The organism is Streptomyces fungicidicus (assembly GCF_003665435.1).
GTDB classification, from domain to species: domain Bacteria; phylum Actinomycetota; class Actinomycetes; order Streptomycetales; family Streptomycetaceae; genus Streptomyces; species Streptomyces fungicidicus.
Genome location: NZ_CP023407.1, coordinates 3,724,027 through 3,743,432, shown reverse-complemented (window position 1 = coordinate 3,743,432; position 19,406 = coordinate 3,724,027). Strand labels below are relative to the sequence as shown.

The window sequence follows — 19,406 nt, the reverse complement described above, 5'->3', positions numbered from 1 at the left end:
TCTCAGAGGCGCCGGACAACGTGTACGGCATGACCACGATCTCGCCCCAGGGGCGCACCGAACTGCTGAGGCCGGACGGGAGCCCCGTCCGCGTGCTTGTGGTGGACGACGAGCAGTCGATCACCGAACTGCTCTCCATGGCCCTGCGCTACGAGGGCTGGCAGATCCGCAGCGCGGGGGACGGCCAGGGCGCCCTGCGGACCGCGCGCGAGTTCCGGCCCGACGCCGTCGTCCTGGACATGATGCTGCCCGACATGGACGGCCTGGCCATCCTCGGCCGGCTGCGCCGCGAACTGCCGGACGTGCCCGTGCTGTTCCTGACCGCCAAGGACGCCGTCGAGGACCGTATCGCCGGGCTCACCGCGGGCGGCGACGACTACGTCACCAAGCCGTTCAGCCTGGAGGAGGTCGTCGCGCGGCTGCGCGGGCTGATCCGGCGCTCCGGCGCGGCCGACCGCCGCTCCGAGTCGATGCTGGTCGTCGGTGACCTCACCCTCGACGAGGACAGCCACGAGGTCACCCGGGGCGGCGACGGCATCCACCTCACCGCGACCGAGTTCGAGCTGCTGCGCTTCCTCATGCGCAACCCGCGGCGCGTGCTCAGCAAGGCGCAGATACTCGACCGGGTCTGGTCGTACGACTTCGGCGGGCAGGCCAACGTGGTCGAGCTGTACATCTCGTATCTGCGCCGGAAGATCGACGCGGGCCGGGAACCGATGATCCACACCCGGCGCGGCGCCGGCTACCTGATCAAGCCCGCGGTCTCGTGAGCGGACGGCGGCGACCGCGTCCCCGGCGGCGAGCGGGCTCCCCGCGCACCCTGCGGACGCGGCTCGTCGTCGCGTCCGTGGCGCTGATCGCGGTGGTGTGCGCGGTGATCGGCACCGTGACCACCCTGGCGCTGCGCTCGCACCTGTACGAGCAGCTCGACGGGCAGGTGGCGGAGGTGGCCAAGCGCGCGGCGGGCGGCCCCGCCAAGGACGAGCCGCTCCCCCGGTTCCCGGGGGACGACGGGCCCCTGGACTTCGTCACCATGGGCCCGCAGGGCATCGGCACCATCGGCGTCACCGTCGAGGACGGCGAGGCCACCGACGGGATCGTCAGCGAGCGCAAGACGCAGGACGGGGTCCCGACGTCCCAGGCGACCCCGCTCGGCTCGGCCCAGCTCGCGGCCGTCGCCACCGTCCCCCGCGACCTGCGCCCGCACACCGTGGACATCCCGGGCCTGGGCGAGTACCGGGTGAAGTACGAGAGCGGCCGCAACGGCGAGTTCTACGTCGCCCTGCCCACCGCGGACGCGGACAACACGGTCAACACGCTGATCCTGGTCGAGATCAGCGTCACCGCCGCCGGTCTCATCGCCGCCTCCCTCGCCGGGGCCGTCATCGTCGGCGTCGCCACCCGCCCCCTGCGCAGGGTCGCCGCCACCGCCACCCGGGTCTCCGAACTGCCCCTGCACAGCGGCGAGGTCAACCTCGAGGAGCGGGTCCCGGAGTCCGAGTGCGATCCGCACACCGAGGTCGGCCGGGTCGGCGCCGCGCTGAACCGGATGCTCGACCACATCCACGGGGCGCTGCGCGCACGCCAGGAGAGCGAGACCCGGGTACGGCAGTTCGTCGCGGACGCCAGCCACGAGCTGCGGACGCCGCTCGCCTCCATCCGGGGCTACGCCGAACTCACCCGGCGCGGCCGGGAACAGGTCGGCCCCGACACCCGGCACGCGCTGCGCCGCATCGAGTCCGAGGCGGGCCGGATGACCCTGCTCGTGGAGGACCTGCTGCTGCTCGCCCGCCTGGACGCCGGGCGGCCCCTGCAGTTCGAGGAGACCGACCTCGTCCCGCTCGTCGTGGACACCATCAGCGACGCCCGCGCCGCCGGCCAGGACCACGTCTGGCGCCTCGAACTGCCCGACGAACCCGCGCCGGTGTGCGCCGACGCCGCCCGGCTCCAGCAGGTGCTCGTCAACCTGCTCGGCAACGCCCGCAACCACACCCCGCCGGGCACCACCGTCACCGCCCGGGTCCGCCGCGACGGCCCCTGGCTCTGCGTGGACGTGCTGGACGACGGGCCGGGCATCCCGCCCGGACTGCTCCCGCGCGTCTTCGAACGGTTCGCGCGCGGCGACTCGGCGCGCACCCGTGCCACCGGATCCACCGGCCTCGGCCTGGCCATCGTGCAGGCCGTGGCGGCCGCGCACGGCGGCGCCGTGACCGTCGACAGCGTGCCGGGACGGACCGCGTTCACGCTCCATCTCCCCGCGATGGCACCGGAGTTGCTGCCCGAGCCGCACTCACAGTCACGGCACAGCCTCACCACATGGGCACGACAGGGCGGCTGAGCAGAGTCGGTGCCATGCGAAGCGATTCTTCTCCCGGCACCCTGCCGGCGCGGGAGCACCTCCCGGCCGCCGGAGCCGGTACGCCGGTCCTGGACGTAGTGATCCCCGTCTACAACGAGGAGAAGGACCTCAAGCCGTGCGTCCGCAGACTGCACGAGCACCTCGGCCGCACCTTCCCCTACGCGTTCCGCGTCACGATCGCCGACAACGCCTCCACGGACAGCACCCCGCAGGTGGCGGCCCGGCTGACGGAGCGGTTCCCGGAGGTGCGGTACGTGCGGCTGGAGCAGAAGGGCCGAGGGCGGGCGCTGCGGACCGTCTGGTCCGCCTCGGACGCCCCCGTCCTCGCCTACATGGACGTGGACCTGTCCACCGACCTGAACGCGCTGCTGCCGCTGGTCGCCCCGCTGATCTCCGGCCACTCCGACCTCGCCATCGGCTCCCGGCTCAGCCGCAGCTCACGCGTGGTGCGGGGCGCCAAACGGGAGTTCATCAGCCGCTCGTACAACCTGATCCTGCGCGGCTCGCTCCAGGCCCGCTTCTCGGACGCGCAGTGCGGGTTCAAGGCGATCCGCCGTGACGTGGCGCAGGTGCTGCTGCCGCTGGTGGAGGACAGCGGCTGGTTCTTCGACACCGAGCTGCTGGTCCTCTCCGAGCGGGCGGGACTGCGGATCCACGAGGTGCCGGTCGACTGGGTCGACGACCCCGACTCCACCGTGCACATCGTGAGGACGGCGACGGACGACCTCAAGGGCGTCTGGCGGGTCGGCAGGGCCCTGGCCACCGGCTCGCTGCCGCTGGACCGGCTCGCCCGGCCCTTCGGCGACGACCCGCGCGACCGGAACCTCACGGACGTGCCGCAGGGCCTGGCCCGCCAACTGGTCGGCTTCTGTGTCGTCGGCGTCCTGTCCACCCTCTTCTACCTGCTGCTCTACAGCGGCTTCCGCACCTTCACCGGCTCCCAGACCGCCAACGGCCTCGCCCTGCTGGTCTCGGCCGTCGCCAACACCGCCGCCAACCGGCGGCTCACCTTCGGGGTGCGGGGGCGCGGCGGAGCCGTACGGCACCAGGCGCAGGGCCTCGTCGTCTTCGGCATCGGGCTCGCCCTGACCAGCGGCTCGCTGGCCGCCCTGAACGCGGCCAGCAGCGACCCCGCGCACTCCACCGAGCTGGCGGTCCTGGTCGCGGCCAACCTCGCGGCGACGGTGCTGCGGTTCCTGCTCTTCCGGGCGTGGGTGTTCCCGGACCACGACCAGCCGCACGAGGCCGCCGTCCCCTCCAGGCAGGACGCCGCGGTCACCGCCGCCTGGCAGGACGCGACCATGCCGCTCCAGCCGGTCCGCTCGCCGCTGCCCACCCGCGCGTCCCGCCCTTCCGTTCCCGACCAGAGGGACCACCGATGACCACGCAGTACGACCCGACGAGTCCCCCGGCGGGCCCCGCCGCCTGGGAACCCCCCTCCCCGTCGGCGGCCCGCCACGCCGCCCCCGGGCCGGGCGAACCCCGGGGGGCCCTCGCCCGCAGAGCGTGGCGCGGCCGGCCCGGGGACCCCCGCTGGGTGCGCCCCGCCTTCCTCGGCCTGCTGCTGGCGACCGGGCTGCTCTATCTGTACGACCTGAGCGCCTCCGGATACGCCAACTCCTTCTACTCGGCGGCCGTCCAGGCGGGCAGCGAGTCCTGGAAGGCGTTCTTCTTCGGCTCGCTGGACGCGGCCAACGCCATCACCGTGGACAAGCCCCCGGCCTCGCTGTGGCCGATGGAGCTCTCGGTGCGGATCTTCGGCCTGAACTCCTGGGCGATCCTCGTGCCCGAGGTGCTCATGGGCGTCGGCACGGTCGCCGTGGTGTACGCCGCCGTACGCCGGCGGTTCGGCCCCGCGGCCGGTCTGATCGCCGGCGCGGTCCTCGCGCTCACCCCGGTCGCGGCGCTGATGTTCCGGTTCAACAACCCGGACGCGATGCTGGCACTGCTGATGTCCGTCGCCTGTTACCTCGTCGTCCGGGGCTTGGAGGACGGCCGTACGAAGTGGCTGGTGTGGGCCGGGGCCGTGATCGGTTTCGCGTTCCTCGCCAAGACCCTCCAGGCGTTCCTGATCCTCCCGCCCCTGGCGCTGGCCTATGGCGTCTGCGCGCCGGTCCGGCTGCGGAAGCGGCTGGGCCAGCTGGCCCTGGCGGCCCTCGCGCTGGTCGTCTCCGGCGGCTGGTGGGTGGCGGTCGTCGAGCTGTGGCCGGCGTCGTCCCGCCCGTACGTCGGCGGCTCGCAGAACAACAGCTTCCTGGAGCTGACCTTCGGCTACAACGGTCTCGGCCGGCTCAGCGGCGAGGAGACCGGCAGCGTCGGCGGCGGTGGCGGCGGCATGGGCGGCGGACAGTGGGGCGAGACCGGCTGGGACCGGATGTTCAACTCCGAGATCGGCGGTCAGATCTCCTGGCTGCTGCCCGCCGCGCTGATCCTGCTGGCCGCCGGTCTGGTCCTCACCCGCAAGGCCGCGCGGACCGACCTCGCCCGTGCCTCGTTCCTGGTGTGGGGCGGCTCGCTGCTGATGACCGCGGCGGTCTTCAGCTACATGGCCGGCATCTTCCACCAGTACTACACGGTGGCCCTCGCCCCCTACCTCGCTGCGGTGGTCGGCATGGGCGCGGCGGCGCTGTGGGAGAAGCGGCACGTGCCCTGGGCCTCGCTCGCCCTCGCGGCCGCCGCCACGGCCACGGCCGCCTGGGGGTATGTGCTGCTCGACCGCACGCCCGACTATCTGCCGTGGCTGAAGTGGCTGGTCCTGGTGGGCGGGCTGGTGGCCGCCCTCGGGCTGGTCTTCGCGGGCCGGGTGGGGCGCCGGGTGGCGCTCGCGGCGGCGGGGCTGGGCCTGGCGGCCGCGCTGGCCGGCCCGACGGCGTACACGCTGAGCACCGTGCAGGAGGGGCACAGCGGTTCCATCGTCACCGCCGGTCCGGCGGGGGCGAGCATGGGCGGCGGTCCGGGAGGCGGCGGCGGTGGCTTCCCCGGCGGTGGGCCCGGACAGCAGGGCCAGGGTCAGGGGCAGGGCCAGACCCCGCCCGGCGCGGGCGGCAACGGCGGCGGCGGCTTCCCCGGCGGCGGGCCCATGGGCCAGAACGGCCAGGGTGGCCAGGGAAGTCAGGGCGGCCAGGGGAGCCAGAACGGCCAGGGCGCCCCGCGGAACGGCACCGGCAACAGCGCCGAGGGCGGTATGCCCGGCGGCGGCATGGGCGGTCTGCTCGGCGGGGCGGACGTCGACTCCGAGGCGAAGGAGCTGCTGGAGGCCGGCGCCGGCGACCACACCTGGGCCGCCGCGGCCATCGGCGCCCAGAACGCCGCGAGTTACCAGCTCGCCACCGGCGAACCCGTGATGGCGATCGGCGGCTTCAACGGCACCGACCCGTCCCCGACGCTCGACCAGTTCAAGAAGTACGTGGAGGAAGGGAAGATCCACTACTTCGTCGCCGGCGGCGGCATGGGCGGTGGCATGGGCGGCGACTCCGGCAGCTCCGCACAGATCTCCACCTGGGTGCAGGAGAACTTCAAGGAGGTGACGGCCGGCTCGGCCACCTTCTACGACCTCACGCAGAAGACGGCCACCGGCTGACGGCACCCTGACGGCGCGTGAGAGGGCGGTGGCACCACGGTGCCACCGCCCTCACTCCTTCCTACTCCCCCTCGGCCAGCCGCGCCGGGAAGCCGCCGGTCGCCACCGGCCCCCAGCGCTCCGGGGTGACACGGATGAGCGACTTGCCCTGCCTGGCCATGGCCGCGCGGTACTCGTCCCAGTCAGGGTGCTCCCCGGCGATGTTCCGGTAGTACTCCACCAGCGGCTCCACGGACTCGGGCGCGTCCACCACCTCGGCGGTGCCGTCGATCTGCACCCACGGCCCGTTCCACTCGTCGCTGAGGACGATCAGGCTCACCCGGTCGTCCCGCTTGGCGTTCCGCGTCTTGGCGCGCTCGGGGTAGGTGGAGACCACGATCCGGCCCGAGTCGTCGACCCCGCAGGTCAGCGGCGACCCCTGGGGACCGCCGTCGGCCCGCCGGGTCAGCAGGATCGCCCGGTGCCGGGGCCGTACGAAGTCCAGCAGCTCGTCGAGGGAGACACGGGTGTTCGTCGCGATGTTGGGTGCCATGGGCGTCACCCTAGGCGGCCAGGGCCTCCGGAAGGTTGTCGTACACGGGCACGTCGCGGCGCAGGCCGGTCACTTCGAGCACCCGGCTCGCGACGCCGTCCGGGCGGACCACCACGTGGACGCGGGTGGCGGGGCGCAGCAGCCGGCGGGCGTCGTTGATGAGGCGGACGCCCTGGGAGTCCATGAATTCGGTCGCGGTGAAGTCGAGGACCACGATCCGGGCCCACGGGCCGTCACCGGGGCGGGCCTCGGACATGACACGCCCGAGCATGTCCCCCGCGTTGGAGAAGTCGATCTCCGTGGGGAAGCTGAGCAGTGCGTGTGCGGACGGGTCTCGCGGCTCGGAGGGGTTCGGCGGGAAGGGCACGGCGTTCACCTGGCAGACGGTCGTCCGGATTTCCGGCAAGGCCGCTTCCTGACCCATAGGCCCATGGAACCACGGTGGAGGCCGGCGCGGAAGCACGCCCGCCGGGAGGGTGATCGGGCCGCGCCCCGAACACCGCAGGTCCGGGCGTCACCTCATCGCAACCGAACAGATAAGATTCTGTGCGTCCTGTGCTCGCAGTCAGGAATGTGCTGCGGAGCTCTCCTGCGCACGGCCGTGGTCGCCGTGCATGCCGAAGAGGTTCGTAGTGGCTGCGTCCCGGTTTTCTGATTTGCCCCGTTTTCCGGATGGGTTGGACCTGGCGGAAGCGCTCACGGCGGCTGCACGGCGACTTCACGAGACGTCCACGCCGGACAGCACCCTGGACATCGCGGTCCGTCTCGCCGTGGACCTCGTGCCCGGCGCGGGCCACGCGGGCATCAGCGTCATAGACAAGGACAACGCGCGCTCCACACTGGCCTGCACCGACGACGTCGTCCGCACCGCCGAGGAGAGCCGGCCCGGGGAGGGGCACCAGCCGTACTGGCACCGGCTGTGGGCCGCCCCGGTGGCCGAGGCCGAGGACACCGAGAACGGCGCGGGCGAGGACACGCTGGCCGGACTGGGCCTGCGCTCCGCGCTGTCGCTGCGGCTGCGGGCCGACCGCCGCCGGCTGACCGTGCTCACCGTCTACGCGCGCAAGCCGCGCGCCTTCGACGAGGCGGCGCTGCGGGTCGGCCGGCTGTTCACCGCCCACGTCGGCATCGCCCTCGACTCCGCCACCGTGCGCGAACAGCTCACCGAGGCCATGCGCACCCGGGACCTGATCGGCCAGGCGACCGGCATCCTCATGGAACGCCTGGACATCGACGCGGCGGGCGCCTTCGACAGCCTGGTACGGGCCTCGCAGCGGGAGAACGTGAAACTGCGCGACCTCGCCCGCCGCATCGTCGACGCCCACAGCGCCCCCTGAGACGGCCTCACACGGCCGGCAGCGACTCCCCCTGGACGGCCTGAACGTCCAGCTCCACCCGGAGCGTGGTGCCGATGGCCGCGATGCCGGCCTGGACGACCTGGTTGTAGTTCATCGCGAAGTCCTCGCGGCGCAGTTCGGCCGTGGCGCGGAACGCCGCGCGGGTGCCGCCCCAGGGGTCCGCACCGGTGCCGAGGTAGGCCAGGTCCAGGTCGACGGGGCGGACCACCCCGCACATGGCCAGCTCGCCGTGGACCGTCCAGCGGTCGGAGCCGTTCTCCGTCAGTCCGCCGGACCGGTAGGTGATCTCGGGGTGCCGCTCGGTGTCCAGGAAGTCCGCGGACCGCAGATGGGTGTCGCGCGTCCCGTTGCCGGTGTCGATGGACGCCGCCCGGATCACCGCCTCCACCCTGGACTTGGTGACGTCGTCCGGCGCGATCTCCACGGTGGCCGCGAACTCGGTGAAGCGGCCCCGCACGCTGGAGATGCCCAGGTGCTGGGCGACGGCGGCCACGGAGGAGTGCGCGGGGTCGACGGTCCAGGGCCCCGGCGGCGGCAGTTCGGTGCCGCCCTGCCGGGCCAGCGTCACCGTCCCGACCTCGGCCCGTCCGCTCGCCGTGACCAGTGCGCTGGCGGCCGCGGGCGCGTACCCGATCGCGGTGATGACGACGGTGTACGCCCCCGGTGCCAGCGCGGTGGCGTCACGGACGGCGCCCTCGGCGTCCGCCTCGGCGCGCAGCACCTGCGTACCGGTCCCGTCGGTCACCGTGACGACCGCGTGCGACACGGCCCATCCGTCCCGGGTACGGATCCTGGCGGTCAGTGGCATCCCGTTTTCTCCCTGCACATGCGTACAAAATGGTCATGAGAAGACCGGCCCGTGGCGGGGCGCGTCTCCGCTACAGGACGCGCGGGCCCGCCACGGGCCGGGGTTGGGTCACTCGCCCGGGTGAGCGAGCTCGATGTCGTGGTCGTCGGCGCCGCCGCCGGTGACCGTCAGCGCGGTGGCCACCGGCGGGTAACCCGTGGCGATCACGGTGTACTCGCCGCCGTCCAGGTCGGCGAAGGCGTACGCCCCGTCCGCGCCGGTCGTCGCCGTGCCGGCCACGTTGCCCGCCGCGTCGACCAGGGTGACCCGGGCGTCGGCCAGCGGCCCGTGCGGGGCGCGGATCACCCCGCGCACCCGGGCGCCGGTCTCGAGTTCGGCCTCGACCCGGGTGACCCCGGTGCCGCCGACCTCGACGGGCAGGGCGCGCGGCCGGTACCCGGCGGCGTTCACCGCGACGGTCACCGTGCCCGGCACCAGCTCGGTGAAGGAGAACTCGCCCTGCTCACCGGTGCTCCCGGTGGCCAGCAGGTCCCCGCGCACATCGGTGACGATCACCATCGCGTCCGGCACCGGCAGCCCGGTGCCGGCGCTGCGGACCAGTCCGGTCAGCCCGCTGGTGCCGCTGAGCAGGATGTCGTGGGCGAGCGGTTCGCCGTTCACCACGACCGTGGACGCCTGCGGCTGGTGGCCGTCGGCGGAGGCGATCAGGACGTACGACCCGGCACCCGGGGCGTCCAGCGCGTAGGCGCCGTCGGCCTGTGCCACCGAGCGGCCCAGCTGACGCCCGCCCAGCGAGATCAGCGTGACGGCCGCCTGCGGGACCGGCGCGCCGTCGGCGCCCCGGACATGACCGCGCACCGGGACGGAGCCGGAGGCGGGCGCCCCCGGTTCACCGGAGCCGGTCGCCGTGGCGGTGGCGGCGAGCCGCTGGGCCGCCGCGGCTCCCGAGGCGTCCGGGGTGGCCGTCGTGGCCGCCACCGCACCGGCCGGAACCGGCTCGTCGGCGACGCGGGCGGCCTCGGCGGGGGCCGGTGCGGCCGGCGGGGCGGTCTCGGCGGCGGCCTCCGCCGCCTGGGCCAGCGCGCCCGAGGTCCGCAGCGGGACCTCCTTGATGAACAGCGTCACCAGGAAGGCGAGCAGGGCGACCGGCGCGACGTACAGGAAGATGTCGGCGATGCCGTGCCCGTAGGCGCTCTCCAGCCAGGTGCGGATGCCCGGGGGCAGCAGGTCCATGTCGGGGATGGTGCCGCTGCCGGAGGACTTGGCGGCCGCCGCCTGCTCCTGCGGGCTGAGCGAGCCGATGGTGTCCGAGGCGTAGTGGCTGATCCGGCTCGACATCACCGAGCCGAGCACGGAGACGCCCACCGCGCCGCCGAGGGACCGGAAGAAGGTCACCACGGAGGAGGCGGCGCCCAGGTCGCCGGGGGCCACCTGGTTCTGCGTGCAGAGCACCAGGTTCTGCATCATCATGCCGACGCCGAGGCCCATCAGGGCCATGAAGACGCCGATGTGCCAGTACGGGGTGTCGTAGCGCATCGTGCTGAGCAGGCCCAGGCCCGCCGTCAGCAGCACGCCCCCGGACAGCAGCCAGCCCTTCCACCGGCCGGTCCTGGTGATGATGATGCCGGAGACCGTGGACGATATGAACAGTCCGCCGATCATCGGAATGGTCATGACGCCGGACATCGTCGGGGACTTGTCCCGGGCCAGCTGGAAGTACTGGCTGAAGTAGACGGTGCCCGCGAACATCGCGATGCCGACGAACAGCGAGGCCAGCGAGGCCAGGGTGATGGTGCGGTTGCGGAACAGCCGCAGCGGGATGATCGGCTCACTGGCCTTCGACTCGACGAGCAGGAAGACCAGGGTCAGGGCGATCGCGCCGCCGACCATGACGCCGGTCTGCCACGACATCCAGGAGTACTTGTCGTCGGCGAAGGTGACCCAGATCAGCAGCAGGCTGACGGCCGCGGTGACGAAGAAGGCGCCGGCCCAGTCGACCTTGACCTTCCGCTTGACCACGGGCAGGTTCAGCGTCTTCTGCAGCACGATCAGGGCGATGATCGCGAAGGGCACGCCGACGTAAAGGCACCAGCGCCAGCCGAGCCAGCTGGTGTCGGTGATGACGCCGCCGAGCAGCGGACCGCCGACTGTCGCGACGGCGAAGGTCGCGCCCAGGTAGCCGGAGTAGCGCCCGCGCTCACGCGGGGAGATCATCGCGGCCATGATGATCTGCGCCAGCGCGGACAGACCGCCGCCGCCGAGGCCCTGGATGGCGCGGGCGGTGATCAGCATCGCGGAGTTCTGCGCCAGACCGGCCACCACGGAGCCGATGACGAAGATGATCAGGGCTGACTGGACCAGGACCTTCTTGCTGGTCAGGTCGGCGAGCTTGCCCCACAGCGGGGTGGAGGCGGTCATCGTCAGCAGCGAGGCGGTGACGACCCAGGTGTAGGCGCTCTGTCCGCCGCCGAGGTCGGAGACGATCTCGGGCAGGGCGTTGGTGACGATGGTGGACGACAGGATGGCGCAGAACATGCCGAGCAGCAGCCCGGACAGCGCCTCCATGATCTGCCGATGGGTCATCGGAGCGTCTGCGGAGGAGCCTCCCCCGTGCTTGGCATGAGCCCGCACACCGTTGGGTGTGGTCGTTGCCATGGACTTCCTTCTCTTATGTGCTTGCGGGTGTACGGGTGGTCTGTTCGAGAGCGGGAGATGCCGGTCGGGGCACCGTGCGGGAGTCGCCGAAGCTGTCCCTGAGCCGGGCCATCAGCTCGGCGAGCCGGTCGACCTCGTCGTCGGACCAGTCGTTCAGGCGCTCGGCGAGGAGCTGGGTGGACCGGCGGAACAGCTCGTCGAGCTGTTCCCGGCCGGCCGGGGTCAGGCGCAGGATGCGGGACCGTTTGTCGGCGGGGTCCGGGGAGCGCTCGATCCACTCGCGCTCGGCGAGATGGGCGACGTGGCGGCTGGTGACCGACATGTCCACCGACAGCAGCTCGGCGAGTCTGCTCATGCGCATGTCGCCGTGGCGGCTGAGCAGCGTCAGCACGGCGGCGGAGCCGCTGTGGCAGTCGGCCGGCATCATCCGGTTCATCTCCCGCTTGACGGCGCCGAAGGCGCTGAACTGTCGCACCAGCTCCTCGTAGTGCGCCTGCTCGGCCATGACACCTCCCATTTCGTTGCTTAGAGCAACCATAAAAAACGATGGTTGCCACAGGCAAACAAGAAGAGGGTCTCCGGCTCAAAAACTTGGCAAAGGCAAGTAATCACGAAAGTAAACCCGCAGGAGAGGGCCCTGATCGCCCGCAGGAAGGGCCCTGATCGCAAGCGGGAGACGGCCCGGAAGCCGTCCCGCCGTCCTCCCTTGCCCAGGACCCCACTTGGGCCGCCCACCGGGCATTCGCTAGTGTCTCGGCCCATGGCTAACACCCAGGGCCCGCAGGGCAACCACGACCCCGCCGGCAGCACCCAGATGTTCCGCGCGTTCGTCGACGACGCGCCCCAGAGCCCGCAGGCCGCGACGACCGGCGGCGGTCCGCGGGTCGGCCTGATCGTCGGCATCGTCGTCGCCGTGGCGGTCGTCGCGGCGGTGGCCTGGCTCGCGCTGAAGTAGCGGGAACCGGCACGGCCGGGATCCGGCCGGCCGGAAAGGCGGCGGCCGCCGTTGCGCCCTGGGCGCCCCGGCGGCCACGAAACCGCTGACCTCGCACGGAGCGTCCCGCCGACGCCCCGTGCCGTGCCTCAGTCCTCCGAGATGAGGCCCTCCCGCAGCTGGGCGAGCGTCCGCGTGAGCAGCCGCGAGACGTGCATCTGGGAGATGCCCACCTCCTCGCCGATCTGCGACTGGGTCATGTTGGCGAAGAAGCGCAGCATGATGATCTGCCGCTCCCGGGGCGGCAGCTTGGCCAGCAGCGGCTTGAGCGACTCCCGGTACTCCACGCCCTCCAGCGCCGTGTCCTCGTAGCCGAGGCGGTCCGCGAGCGAGCCCTCGCCGCCGTCGTCCTCGGGGGCGGGGGAGTCCAGCGAGGACGCCGTGTACGCGTTGCCGACCGCGAGGCCGTCGACGACGTCCTCCTCCGACACGCCCAGCACGGCGGCGAGTTCGGGGACGGTCGGGGAGCGGTCCAGCTTCTGGGAGAGCTCGTCGCTGGCCTTCGTCAGCGCCAGGCGCAGCTCCTGCAGCCGGCGCGGCACCCGCACCGACCACGACGTGTCGCGGAAGAACCGCTTGATCTCGCCGACCACCGTCGGCATCGCGAACGTCGGGAACTCCACGCCCCGTTCGCAGTCGAAGCGGTCGATCGCCTTGATCAGGCCGATGGTGCCGACCTGGACGATGTCCTCCATCGGCTCGTTGCGCGAGCGGAACCGCGCCGCCGCGTACCGCACCAGCGGGAGGTTGAGCTCGATCAGGGTGTCCCGGACGTAGGCGCGCTCCGGGCTGTCCTCGCCGAGCACGGCGAGCCGCAGGAACAGGGAGCGGGACAGGGTGCGGGTGTCGAGGGCCGCCGTGTCCGGGAGTTCCGGAGCGGGTGCGGCCGCGAGGGCCGGCCCTTCGTCGATCGGGCCGAGTGCGTCGAGAGCATGGGGAGCTGTGTCGCTCTCCGCGAGCGTGAGCACCTTCGAGCTGCCCTGTTCTGCGGACATGCCACCCCCTTTGGGTCGCGGGACGGTCGTGGCGGACGCCCCCCGTTTTGAGGAACGCAGCCATCACCTGGAATACCGGCGCCGAGGCTCCGGCAAACGCGCTTCCGGCAGAATGTCACATGTCGGCAACGCGCTGTAGTGACATGTCGACATCCAAGATGCGAATCAGCCCTGGAAACAAGCGGTCTGACGGTCTTTCGGCCTAGAAATGCGCAGAACGCCACTCTTGGTCGAATCGCTCTTTCCGGTTACGCCTCGATCCTGTTTGCGGACCGCAGCCGCTGGAAGCTGCGCGCCAGTAGCCGGGACACGTGCATCTGCGAGACGCCGAGCTCGGCACTGATCTGCGACTGGGTGAGATTGCTGTAGTAACGCAGCAGCAGGATGCGCTGCTCCCGCTCGGGCAGCTGGACGAGCAGGTGCCGGACCAGGTCGCGGTGCTCGACGCCGTCCAGGGCGGGGTCCTCGTAACCCAGCCGGTCCAGCAGTCCGGGCATGCCGTCGCCCTCCTGGGCGGCCTCCAGCGAGGTGGCGTGGTACGACCGCCCCGCCTCGATGCAGGACAGCACCTCGTCCTCGGAGATGCGCAGCCGTTCGGCGATCTCGGCGGTCGAGGGGGAGCGCCCGAAGGCGGTCGTCAGGTCCTCGGTCGCGCTGTTTACCTGCACCCACAGCTCGTGCAGCCGGCGCGGGACGTGGACGGTGCGGACGTTGTCCCGGAAGTACCGCTTGATCTCGCCGACCACGGTCGGCATCGCGAACGTCGGGAACTGCACGCCCCGCTCCGGGTCGAAGCGGTCGATGGCGTTGATCAGCCCGATGGTGCCGACCTGGACGACGTCCTCCATCGGCTCGTTGCGGGAGCGGAACCGGGCGGCGGCGTAGCGCACCAGGGGCAGGTTCGCCTCGATGAGCGCGGCGCGCACGCGGGCGTGCTCCGGCGTGCCCGGAACCAGTTCCTTGAGCTGTCCGAAGAGCAGCTGGGTCAGGGCCCGGGTGTCGGCGCCGCGCCGCTTGGCCGGGCTCACCGGCTGGTCGGCGTCGGGGGAGTCCTGGGCGGGAGGGGACTCGGCGGTGGCCGGGGCCTGGGCCGCGTCGGGGGACACCTCGTCCTGGGGCGGCGCAGTACTGGCCGGCACGGTCAACGCCACCTCTTCGTCGCTCACATCGTCCGTCAACTCATCCGTCAAAAGCGGTCATAGCATCACAAGACTGACTCACTGTGTGCAAGCACCGCATATTCCGTGTTGAGCGCCGGACAAGGGGGTACGACACGACGAAACCCCCCGCTGTCACGGCAGGGGGTCGGGGTGGACGGAGGGTCAGAACTCGTAGTCGGCGATCACCCACGTGGCGAACTCGCGCCACAGTCCGACGCCCGCCTGGTGCTCCGGGTGCTCCACGTACCGGCGCAGCGCCTCGGCGTCCTCGAACGCGGAGTTGATGGCGAAGTCGTAGGCGATGGGGCGGTCGCTGATGTTCCAAGCGCACTCCCAGAAGCGGATCTCCGGGATCCTGCCGTCGAGCGCGCGGAAGGCCGCCTCGCCCGCCACGACCCTCGGGTCGTCGCGTCCGACGCCCTCGTTCAGCCGGAAGAGCACCAGGTGGCGGATCATCACTTTCCTCCGTCGGCGACCCAGGTCATGAAGTCGCCGATGGCTTTCGCGGCGTCCGAGACGCCCTCGAAACCTATCCCAACGTACTCGGTCGACCTCTCCGGATCCGTGATGATCAGATATAGCGCGAACCCCACGACGACGAAGACGGCGACCTTCTTGGCATTCACCGCCATCGCGGCCTCCCCTGTCACTGGTGTCACACGCGCATCGAGCGAGCCCCATGATCGCACGAAGGGCCCCGTCTGACGACGAGGCCCTTCACCGGCGGTAGCGGAGGGATTTGAACCCTCGGTGACTTGCGCCACACTCGCTTTCGAGGTCTGTTCGTGCTGGTCAGGGGGTTGTTCAGCGTCGTTCAATCCCGTCCGTTCCCGGTTCCTCGCGCGTTGCGTGAACGGCTCCGGACGGTGTCGAACGGGGTTGAATGAGACGGAAACTGAGACGGAGAGCGGCACGGCTGACCTGCGCGTCTACCCCTGGAACTGTCAGTGGTCGGACCCTTCTACGGCCGCGATCACGACGGCGGGGTCACCCTCGTACAACAAGTGGGGCTCCTCTGCCGTGGGGGGTATGAACCGGCCCCGGTACCGCTGGAGGTCGCTCTCCGCGAAGTAGATCGCGTTCGGATCGTCCGCGTGGAACTCGTTGCGCTTGCTGATCCTCGCCCACAGTTCCTCATGGCTGGCGGCAAGGTAGACGAGTACGGGGGCTGCCCCAGCGTCGGTGGCGATCGCCTGCCATTTGGCCCGATCCTCGGGAGTCCAAAAGCCGTGGTCAACGACGACGTCGTGTCCGGCCTTCAGGTGTTCCCGAAGTTCGACGGCCACGTCTTCCAGGACCGGCCGTTCGAGGGTGGGGAAGGTGCCCCGGGGAAAGTCGACCCCGTAGACGCCATGCCGGCGGTACATCTCCTCATCCGGGCACAGGCGTACGAACCCGCGGTCCGTGAGGGCGCGGGAAAGCGTCGTCTTGCCTGACCCGGGAAGTCCGGCCATCAGGACGCAGAACGGGGGGCGTGGGGACATGGCACCCGTTATGGCTCGGGAGATGGTGGCCACCTCTGCTTCGGCTTCCGGCGTGATTGTGCCAGTCCGGCTGGCCACAAGCAGTGCATCTAGTCGGTCTTCGAGCACGCTCACGAGCGTGTCGTCCGCGACTGTCACAGGGTGACCTCCGATTCTGTGCGCCATGTACGCCCCGGCCCTCCGAGGTCGACGCCGTACTCCACGATGCTGCCCTCGCTGTCGACGAACTTCGCGGTCATCACAACCACCGGCTCCGCAGGCGGGTTGTCAGGGTCCAGTTCCAAGAGCCGTGCGTACTCCGGCGTCAGTGTGCGGGCGGACGCCGTGTCGATGCGGTGACTGATCGGGTGGCCGGTCGCCTGGGCGATGAGCTGAAGTGAGGTGCCCCCCGTCAGGCGCTCGCTCGCTGCTAGCTGCGGGATCAGCTTGCCGTACCGGGCGGGGATCCAAGAGGTGCTGTGAGCCACGATGCCGTGCCGGTCCCTGTACACCCGGCTACGCCGGACAACGTCCGAGCCGGGCTCGATGTCCAGTGCCTGTGCCACTTCGGCGGGTGCCGGCACCACGGCGGCTTGGTGCGAGTCGGATCGTTCGCCCGCCCCCCAGCTCGACCCGGTACGGCGTCCCCGGTCCTGTCGCTGGGCACCCGAAGACATCGGGGCCGGTCGGTCCAGCACTTCGGTGCCGATGCCGTGGATGCCGCGCACAAGCCCCTCGTTGCGGAGCTTGCGAAGCGCCTTTTCGGCTGTCGCGGTGCTGACCTTCCACTCTTCCGACAGGTTCTTGATGCTCGGCAGGAGCGTCCCCGGCTGTAGCTCACCGGACGAAATCAGCTCCATGTAGTGGGCGGCAATCTTCGCGTACGGGGCCCGATTGTCGGCCTGGCCTGCCATGTCGCTTGCTCCCTTTCGTCACTTCCCTGAGGTTCCCTAGCTTACCGCTTGACACCGCAGGGAACCCTAGGGAACCTTAGGGATGTGCCCGCCGGTCGGTTCATCCGGCAAGCGGGTGCCGGACCTCAATGCGCCCTGATCCAGGGCTCATTCGGGGTCAAGGGGCCCGGGACAGAGCGGGCCGAGGGCGCACCCGACCCTTGTCATTCGGGAGGGCTTAGACCGAAAGGTCACGTCTCCATACGCCTACAACGGGGTCATGCCGCGCTACCTGATACGGGCGCGGCACCCGCGAAGGAGACATGCACGCTGCCCCGGCAATCAGCCGTGAAGGGCGCGAGATCGAATCTCGCCCGGGGCACTCCGGCCGCTCCATGTGGCCGTGCCGCGCATCTCGCGCGGCTGATCACCCACAACGGCGCGCGCCCCCGGTGCTGGAACACCGGGGGCGCTGTTCGGGCCGTTTCACCTGCTAGGGAGACCACGACCCATGGACCACATCGTCACTGTTCAGGAAGCTGTTACCGCGTTCGCCGACTTCATGGAGCCGACGAACGCTGAGCTGGACGCGATCGAGCGGGAGATGCCCGTCATCCTGGCGGACGTCGAGCTGCTGGACGCGCACATCGTCACCCTCGACCGCACGCCGACCGAGCTGGACAACCGGCGCATCCGTCGGGCCCGCCGCCGCGCGCTGGCCGCCCGCGTCGCGCTGCTCAACCGCACCGCCGGCGTGAGCCTGCCGGGAGGTGCGGCGTGATGACGCTGACCGCGCAGATGTCGAGCGACGGCAGCGCGTGGCGCCTGTACGTCGTGCTGTACGGAGTGCCGGACTGGCCCACGTTCCGTTGGGAGCGGTCCGGGCCGGTGCCCACCGGGGCGGAGCGCCGGGAGGCGCTGGCCGCCCTCGGCTACGAGGTGGCGAAGGGTGCGGTGTGGTCCTGGACGGAGGACAGCCGGGACCCGGACAACGACTCCACCCCGGTCGTCCTGATCGCGGCCGTCGCGGTGCGCGACCAGGAAGGGGCGACCGCATGAGGGCCAAGACCGTTTTGCCGGCCGTCGCGATGACGGCGGTGTCCATGGTGCTCACCCTGGCCGTGGTGGTGATGTGGCTGGGCGCGGCGATGCCGTGGCTGGTCGCGCTGGTCGTCGGTCTCGGGATCGACGGCGGTTGGCTGGCCACCCTCGCCTATGAGCGTCGTCTGGCCGCGCAGGGTGACCACAACCGCACGGTGACCGCCGTGGGCTGGTCGTTCGGCGTCCTCGCCACCGCCGTTCTGGTCGCGCACGCGCTGAGCGTCGAGCACTCCGCCGGCGCGTGGCTGGCCGTGGCGTGGCTGCCGCTCGCAGCGAAGGCCCTGTGGCTGGTCCACGGCATGTGGGAGCGCACCGCGCTCACCCCGGTCGCCCTGGACGCAATCCGCGGTATCCAGCAGGAAGCCCGCGACGAGGCGGCCGTAGCCCGCGCCCGACTACGCGCGGAAGCGGCGACCGAGGAGACCCGTTTGACGGCCGTGACGGAGGCCGGGGCCCGCGTCGCACGCGTCCAGGCACGCACCGCGCAGACCCTCTCGTCGGCGTGGTCGACGCTGGAGACGGCCCGCCAGGGTGAGGACACCGGCAGGGCGCTCACCAGCGTGACGACCCGCGTCACACCCGGTGTCACACCCCGCTGGGAACTCCCCGTGTGGGGCCCGACGGAGCCGGTTGCGGGCCGCTCGTTGGAGGCTGCTCCGGCGCTCACCGATGACGCCCTGGACGTCATCGTCGACGACATCCGCACCAGCGAAACCCCGGCTCTGTCCTACCGGGAGATGGCCGCCCGCTTCCGGGCCGCCGGGCACTCCGCCTCCGAGGTCCGCTTGCGGGCCGCATGGAAGCGCGTCGCGTGATGGGGGCGCTGCCGGTGTTCCGGTGGCGTTTGGCCCCGGACGGCTACGCCACTCGCCGACAGTTGCGCGCCCAAGGGCTGCGGCCCGGTGGGCAGGACGTGGCCGCGCAGTTGGAGCGCCCCCGCCGGCGGCGGGGGCCGCTGGTCGCCTACCTGTACCGCGTCGACCTGGCCGTGCCGGTCCGCCCCATGACCCCGGCCCGCAGGGCGGCGCTCGCCAAGGCCAACGCCGCCCGCCGGCTCTGTCCCGCGTGCCGGCGCGATGCCGGTTACGTCATCCCCGCCGCGCTGGGCACGTGCGTGCCCTGCGCCTACCCCGGCCCGAACGGGTCCGATGGGAGCATCCGTGAGCAGTGCTGACCTGCGCCGTCTGGACCGCGAGATCAGGCTGACGGCGAAGAAGTTGGAGGCCGTGCGGCGGGGGGAGTTGTGGCCGCTGAACGGCCGCGAGCGCCGCGCCATGGCCCGCGCCGTCACCGGCGGTGCCTACCGCACCATGCGGGGCCGCAGCACCGGCCGCGCGGAGCAGCAGATCGAGTCCACCGGCAGCGCCGCCGAGATGCGACTGACCGCTGAGCTGACCGCGCTGCACGGCGAGCGACAGCGGATCGTCACCGAAGCCGCCCGCACCAAGGCCGCCAAGAAGTCCTCCGGCTGGTGGTGACCAGCCAACCCACCGCGCCGGGGTGGCCGC

The 19,406-nt window shown here is 71.5% G+C and carries 22 protein-coding genes; 11 read left to right on the top strand and 11 right to left on the bottom strand.

The features are described 5' to 3' along the window. The first annotated feature begins 29 nt into the window (after positions 1–29). The 4 genes from CNQ36_RS17010 to CNQ36_RS16995 are packed head-to-tail and all read left to right on the top strand — an operon-like array spanning position 30 to position 5,939. Positions 30–770 carry a response regulator transcription factor gene (locus CNQ36_RS17010; protein WP_040906737.1) on the top strand — a complete coding sequence of 247 codons (741 nt, stop codon included), beginning with the start codon at positions 30–32 and terminating at the stop codon, positions 768–770. Next, positions 767–2,338 (top strand): sensor histidine kinase, encoded by a 1,572-nt coding sequence (locus tag CNQ36_RS17005; protein ID WP_121546634.1) that lies wholly within the window; start codon positions 767–769, stop codon positions 2,336–2,338. Before CNQ36_RS17010 ends, CNQ36_RS17005 begins: the two co-directional genes overlap by 4 nt. 14 nt (positions 2,339–2,352) lie before the next feature. Next, a complete protein-coding gene (locus tag CNQ36_RS17000) occupies positions 2,353–3,741 on the top strand; it encodes a bifunctional glycosyltransferase family 2/GtrA family protein (RefSeq protein ID WP_121546633.1) in 1,389 nt (462 codons plus the stop codon). Next, on the top strand, positions 3,738–5,939 hold the full coding sequence (locus CNQ36_RS16995; RefSeq protein WP_121546632.1) for an ArnT family glycosyltransferase: 2,202 nt from the start codon (positions 3,738–3,740) through the stop codon (positions 5,937–5,939). The genes CNQ36_RS17000 and CNQ36_RS16995 overlap by 4 nt, the downstream gene beginning before the upstream one ends. A gap of 61 nt (positions 5,940–6,000) precedes the next feature. Here CNQ36_RS16995 and CNQ36_RS16990 read toward each other — a convergent pair whose 3' ends face one another. Both CNQ36_RS16990 and CNQ36_RS16985 read right to left on the bottom strand, forming a co-directional pair. After that, positions 6,001–6,471: a PPOX class F420-dependent oxidoreductase gene (locus tag CNQ36_RS16990; protein WP_121546631.1), complete on the bottom strand. Its 471-nt coding sequence runs from the start codon at positions 6,469–6,471 to the stop codon at positions 6,001–6,003. 10 nt (positions 6,472–6,481) lie between these two features. Continuing rightward, positions 6,482–6,877 carry an STAS domain-containing protein gene (locus CNQ36_RS16985; protein ID WP_121546630.1) on the bottom strand — a complete coding sequence of 132 codons (396 nt, stop codon included), beginning with the start codon at positions 6,875–6,877 and terminating at the stop codon, positions 6,482–6,484. Positions 6,878–7,085: 208 nt separating this feature from the next. Between CNQ36_RS16985 and CNQ36_RS16980 the strand changes: the two genes are divergently transcribed. Further along, on the top strand, positions 7,086–7,808 hold the full coding sequence (locus CNQ36_RS16980; RefSeq protein WP_121546629.1) for an ANTAR domain-containing protein: 723 nt from the start codon (positions 7,086–7,088) through the stop codon (positions 7,806–7,808). A 7-nt stretch (positions 7,809–7,815) separates the two neighbouring features. On the opposite strand, the gene CNQ36_RS16975 is transcribed toward CNQ36_RS16980, so the two are convergent. The 3 genes from CNQ36_RS16975 to CNQ36_RS16965 all read right to left on the bottom strand — a co-directional run bounded on the left by CNQ36_RS16975 (position 7,816) and on the right by CNQ36_RS16965 (position 11,797). Beyond that, complete coding sequence (locus CNQ36_RS16975) at positions 7,816–8,637, bottom strand: YceI family protein (protein ID WP_121546628.1); 822 nt, start codon at positions 8,635–8,637, stop codon at positions 7,816–7,818. A gap of 108 nt (positions 8,638–8,745) precedes the next feature. Continuing rightward, a complete protein-coding gene (locus tag CNQ36_RS16970; RefSeq protein WP_476756071.1) occupies positions 8,746–11,220 on the bottom strand; it encodes an MFS transporter in 2,475 nt (824 codons plus the stop codon). Between the two features lie 85 nt (positions 11,221–11,305). Further along, a complete protein-coding gene (locus CNQ36_RS16965) occupies positions 11,306–11,797 on the bottom strand; it encodes a MarR family winged helix-turn-helix transcriptional regulator (protein WP_121546626.1) in 492 nt (163 codons plus the stop codon). A 255-nt stretch (positions 11,798–12,052) separates the two neighbouring features. On the opposite strand from CNQ36_RS16965, the gene CNQ36_RS16960 reads away from it, so the two are divergent. Continuing rightward, positions 12,053–12,247, top strand: a complete 195-nt coding sequence (locus CNQ36_RS16960; protein WP_040906745.1) for a hypothetical protein — start codon at positions 12,053–12,055, stop codon at positions 12,245–12,247. 128 nt (positions 12,248–12,375) lie between these two features. Here the strand turns inward: CNQ36_RS16960 and CNQ36_RS16955 are convergent, their stop codons facing one another. The 6 genes from CNQ36_RS16955 to CNQ36_RS16935 all read right to left on the bottom strand — a co-directional run bounded on the left by CNQ36_RS16955 (position 12,376) and on the right by CNQ36_RS16935 (position 16,818). Further along, entirely contained in the window at positions 12,376–13,281 is a 906-nt protein-coding gene (locus CNQ36_RS16955; protein ID WP_121546625.1) for an RNA polymerase sigma factor SigF, read from the bottom strand. A gap of 248 nt (positions 13,282–13,529) precedes the next feature. After that, the gene (locus CNQ36_RS16950) at positions 13,530–14,426 is read right to left on the bottom strand and encodes an RNA polymerase sigma factor SigF (protein WP_121548490.1); all 897 of its coding nucleotides are present in this window, start codon (positions 14,424–14,426) and stop codon (positions 13,530–13,532) included. Between the two features lie 177 nt (positions 14,427–14,603). Then, the gene (locus tag CNQ36_RS16945; RefSeq protein WP_004929473.1) at positions 14,604–14,897 is read right to left on the bottom strand and encodes a Dabb family protein; all 294 of its coding nucleotides are present in this window, start codon (positions 14,895–14,897) and stop codon (positions 14,604–14,606) included. Further along, complete coding sequence (locus tag CNQ36_RS34725) at positions 14,897–15,073, bottom strand: hypothetical protein (RefSeq protein WP_040906747.1); 177 nt, start codon at positions 15,071–15,073, stop codon at positions 14,897–14,899. Before CNQ36_RS34725 ends, CNQ36_RS16945 begins: the two co-directional genes overlap by 1 nt. Before the next feature lie 312 nt (positions 15,074–15,385). Beyond that, a complete protein-coding gene (locus CNQ36_RS16940; protein ID WP_121546624.1) occupies positions 15,386–16,063 on the bottom strand; it encodes an AAA family ATPase in 678 nt (225 codons plus the stop codon). Beyond that, on the bottom strand, positions 16,060–16,818 hold the full coding sequence (locus CNQ36_RS16935) for a GntR family transcriptional regulator (protein WP_121546623.1): 759 nt from the start codon (positions 16,816–16,818) through the stop codon (positions 16,060–16,062). The genes CNQ36_RS16940 and CNQ36_RS16935 overlap by 4 nt, the downstream gene beginning before the upstream one ends. A 490-nt stretch (positions 16,819–17,308) precedes the next feature. Here CNQ36_RS16935 and CNQ36_RS16930 point away from each other — a divergent pair, with 490 nt between their 5' ends. From CNQ36_RS16930 to CNQ36_RS16910, 5 genes are read left to right on the top strand one after another with little or no spacing between them, the layout of a single operon-like run. Then, a complete protein-coding gene (locus CNQ36_RS16930; RefSeq protein WP_121546622.1) occupies positions 17,309–17,578 on the top strand; it encodes a DUF6284 family protein in 270 nt (89 codons plus the stop codon). Then, positions 17,578–17,856: a DUF6303 family protein gene (locus CNQ36_RS16925; protein WP_228312992.1), complete on the top strand. Its 279-nt coding sequence runs from the start codon at positions 17,578–17,580 to the stop codon at positions 17,854–17,856. The genes CNQ36_RS16930 and CNQ36_RS16925 overlap by 1 nt, the downstream gene beginning before the upstream one ends. Further along, positions 17,853–18,713 (top strand): protein spdB, encoded by an 861-nt coding sequence (locus CNQ36_RS16920; RefSeq protein ID WP_121546620.1) that lies wholly within the window; start codon positions 17,853–17,855, stop codon positions 18,711–18,713. Before CNQ36_RS16925 ends, CNQ36_RS16920 begins: the two co-directional genes overlap by 4 nt. Continuing rightward, positions 18,713–19,072: an RRQRL motif-containing zinc-binding protein gene (locus tag CNQ36_RS16915; RefSeq protein WP_121548489.1), complete on the top strand. Its 360-nt coding sequence runs from the start codon at positions 18,713–18,715 to the stop codon at positions 19,070–19,072. The genes CNQ36_RS16920 and CNQ36_RS16915 overlap by 1 nt, the downstream gene beginning before the upstream one ends. Beyond that, positions 19,059–19,376, top strand: a complete 318-nt coding sequence (locus tag CNQ36_RS16910) for a hypothetical protein (protein WP_121546619.1) — start codon at positions 19,059–19,061, stop codon at positions 19,374–19,376. Before CNQ36_RS16915 ends, CNQ36_RS16910 begins: the two co-directional genes overlap by 14 nt. The last annotated feature ends 30 nt before the right edge of the window (positions 19,377–19,406 follow it).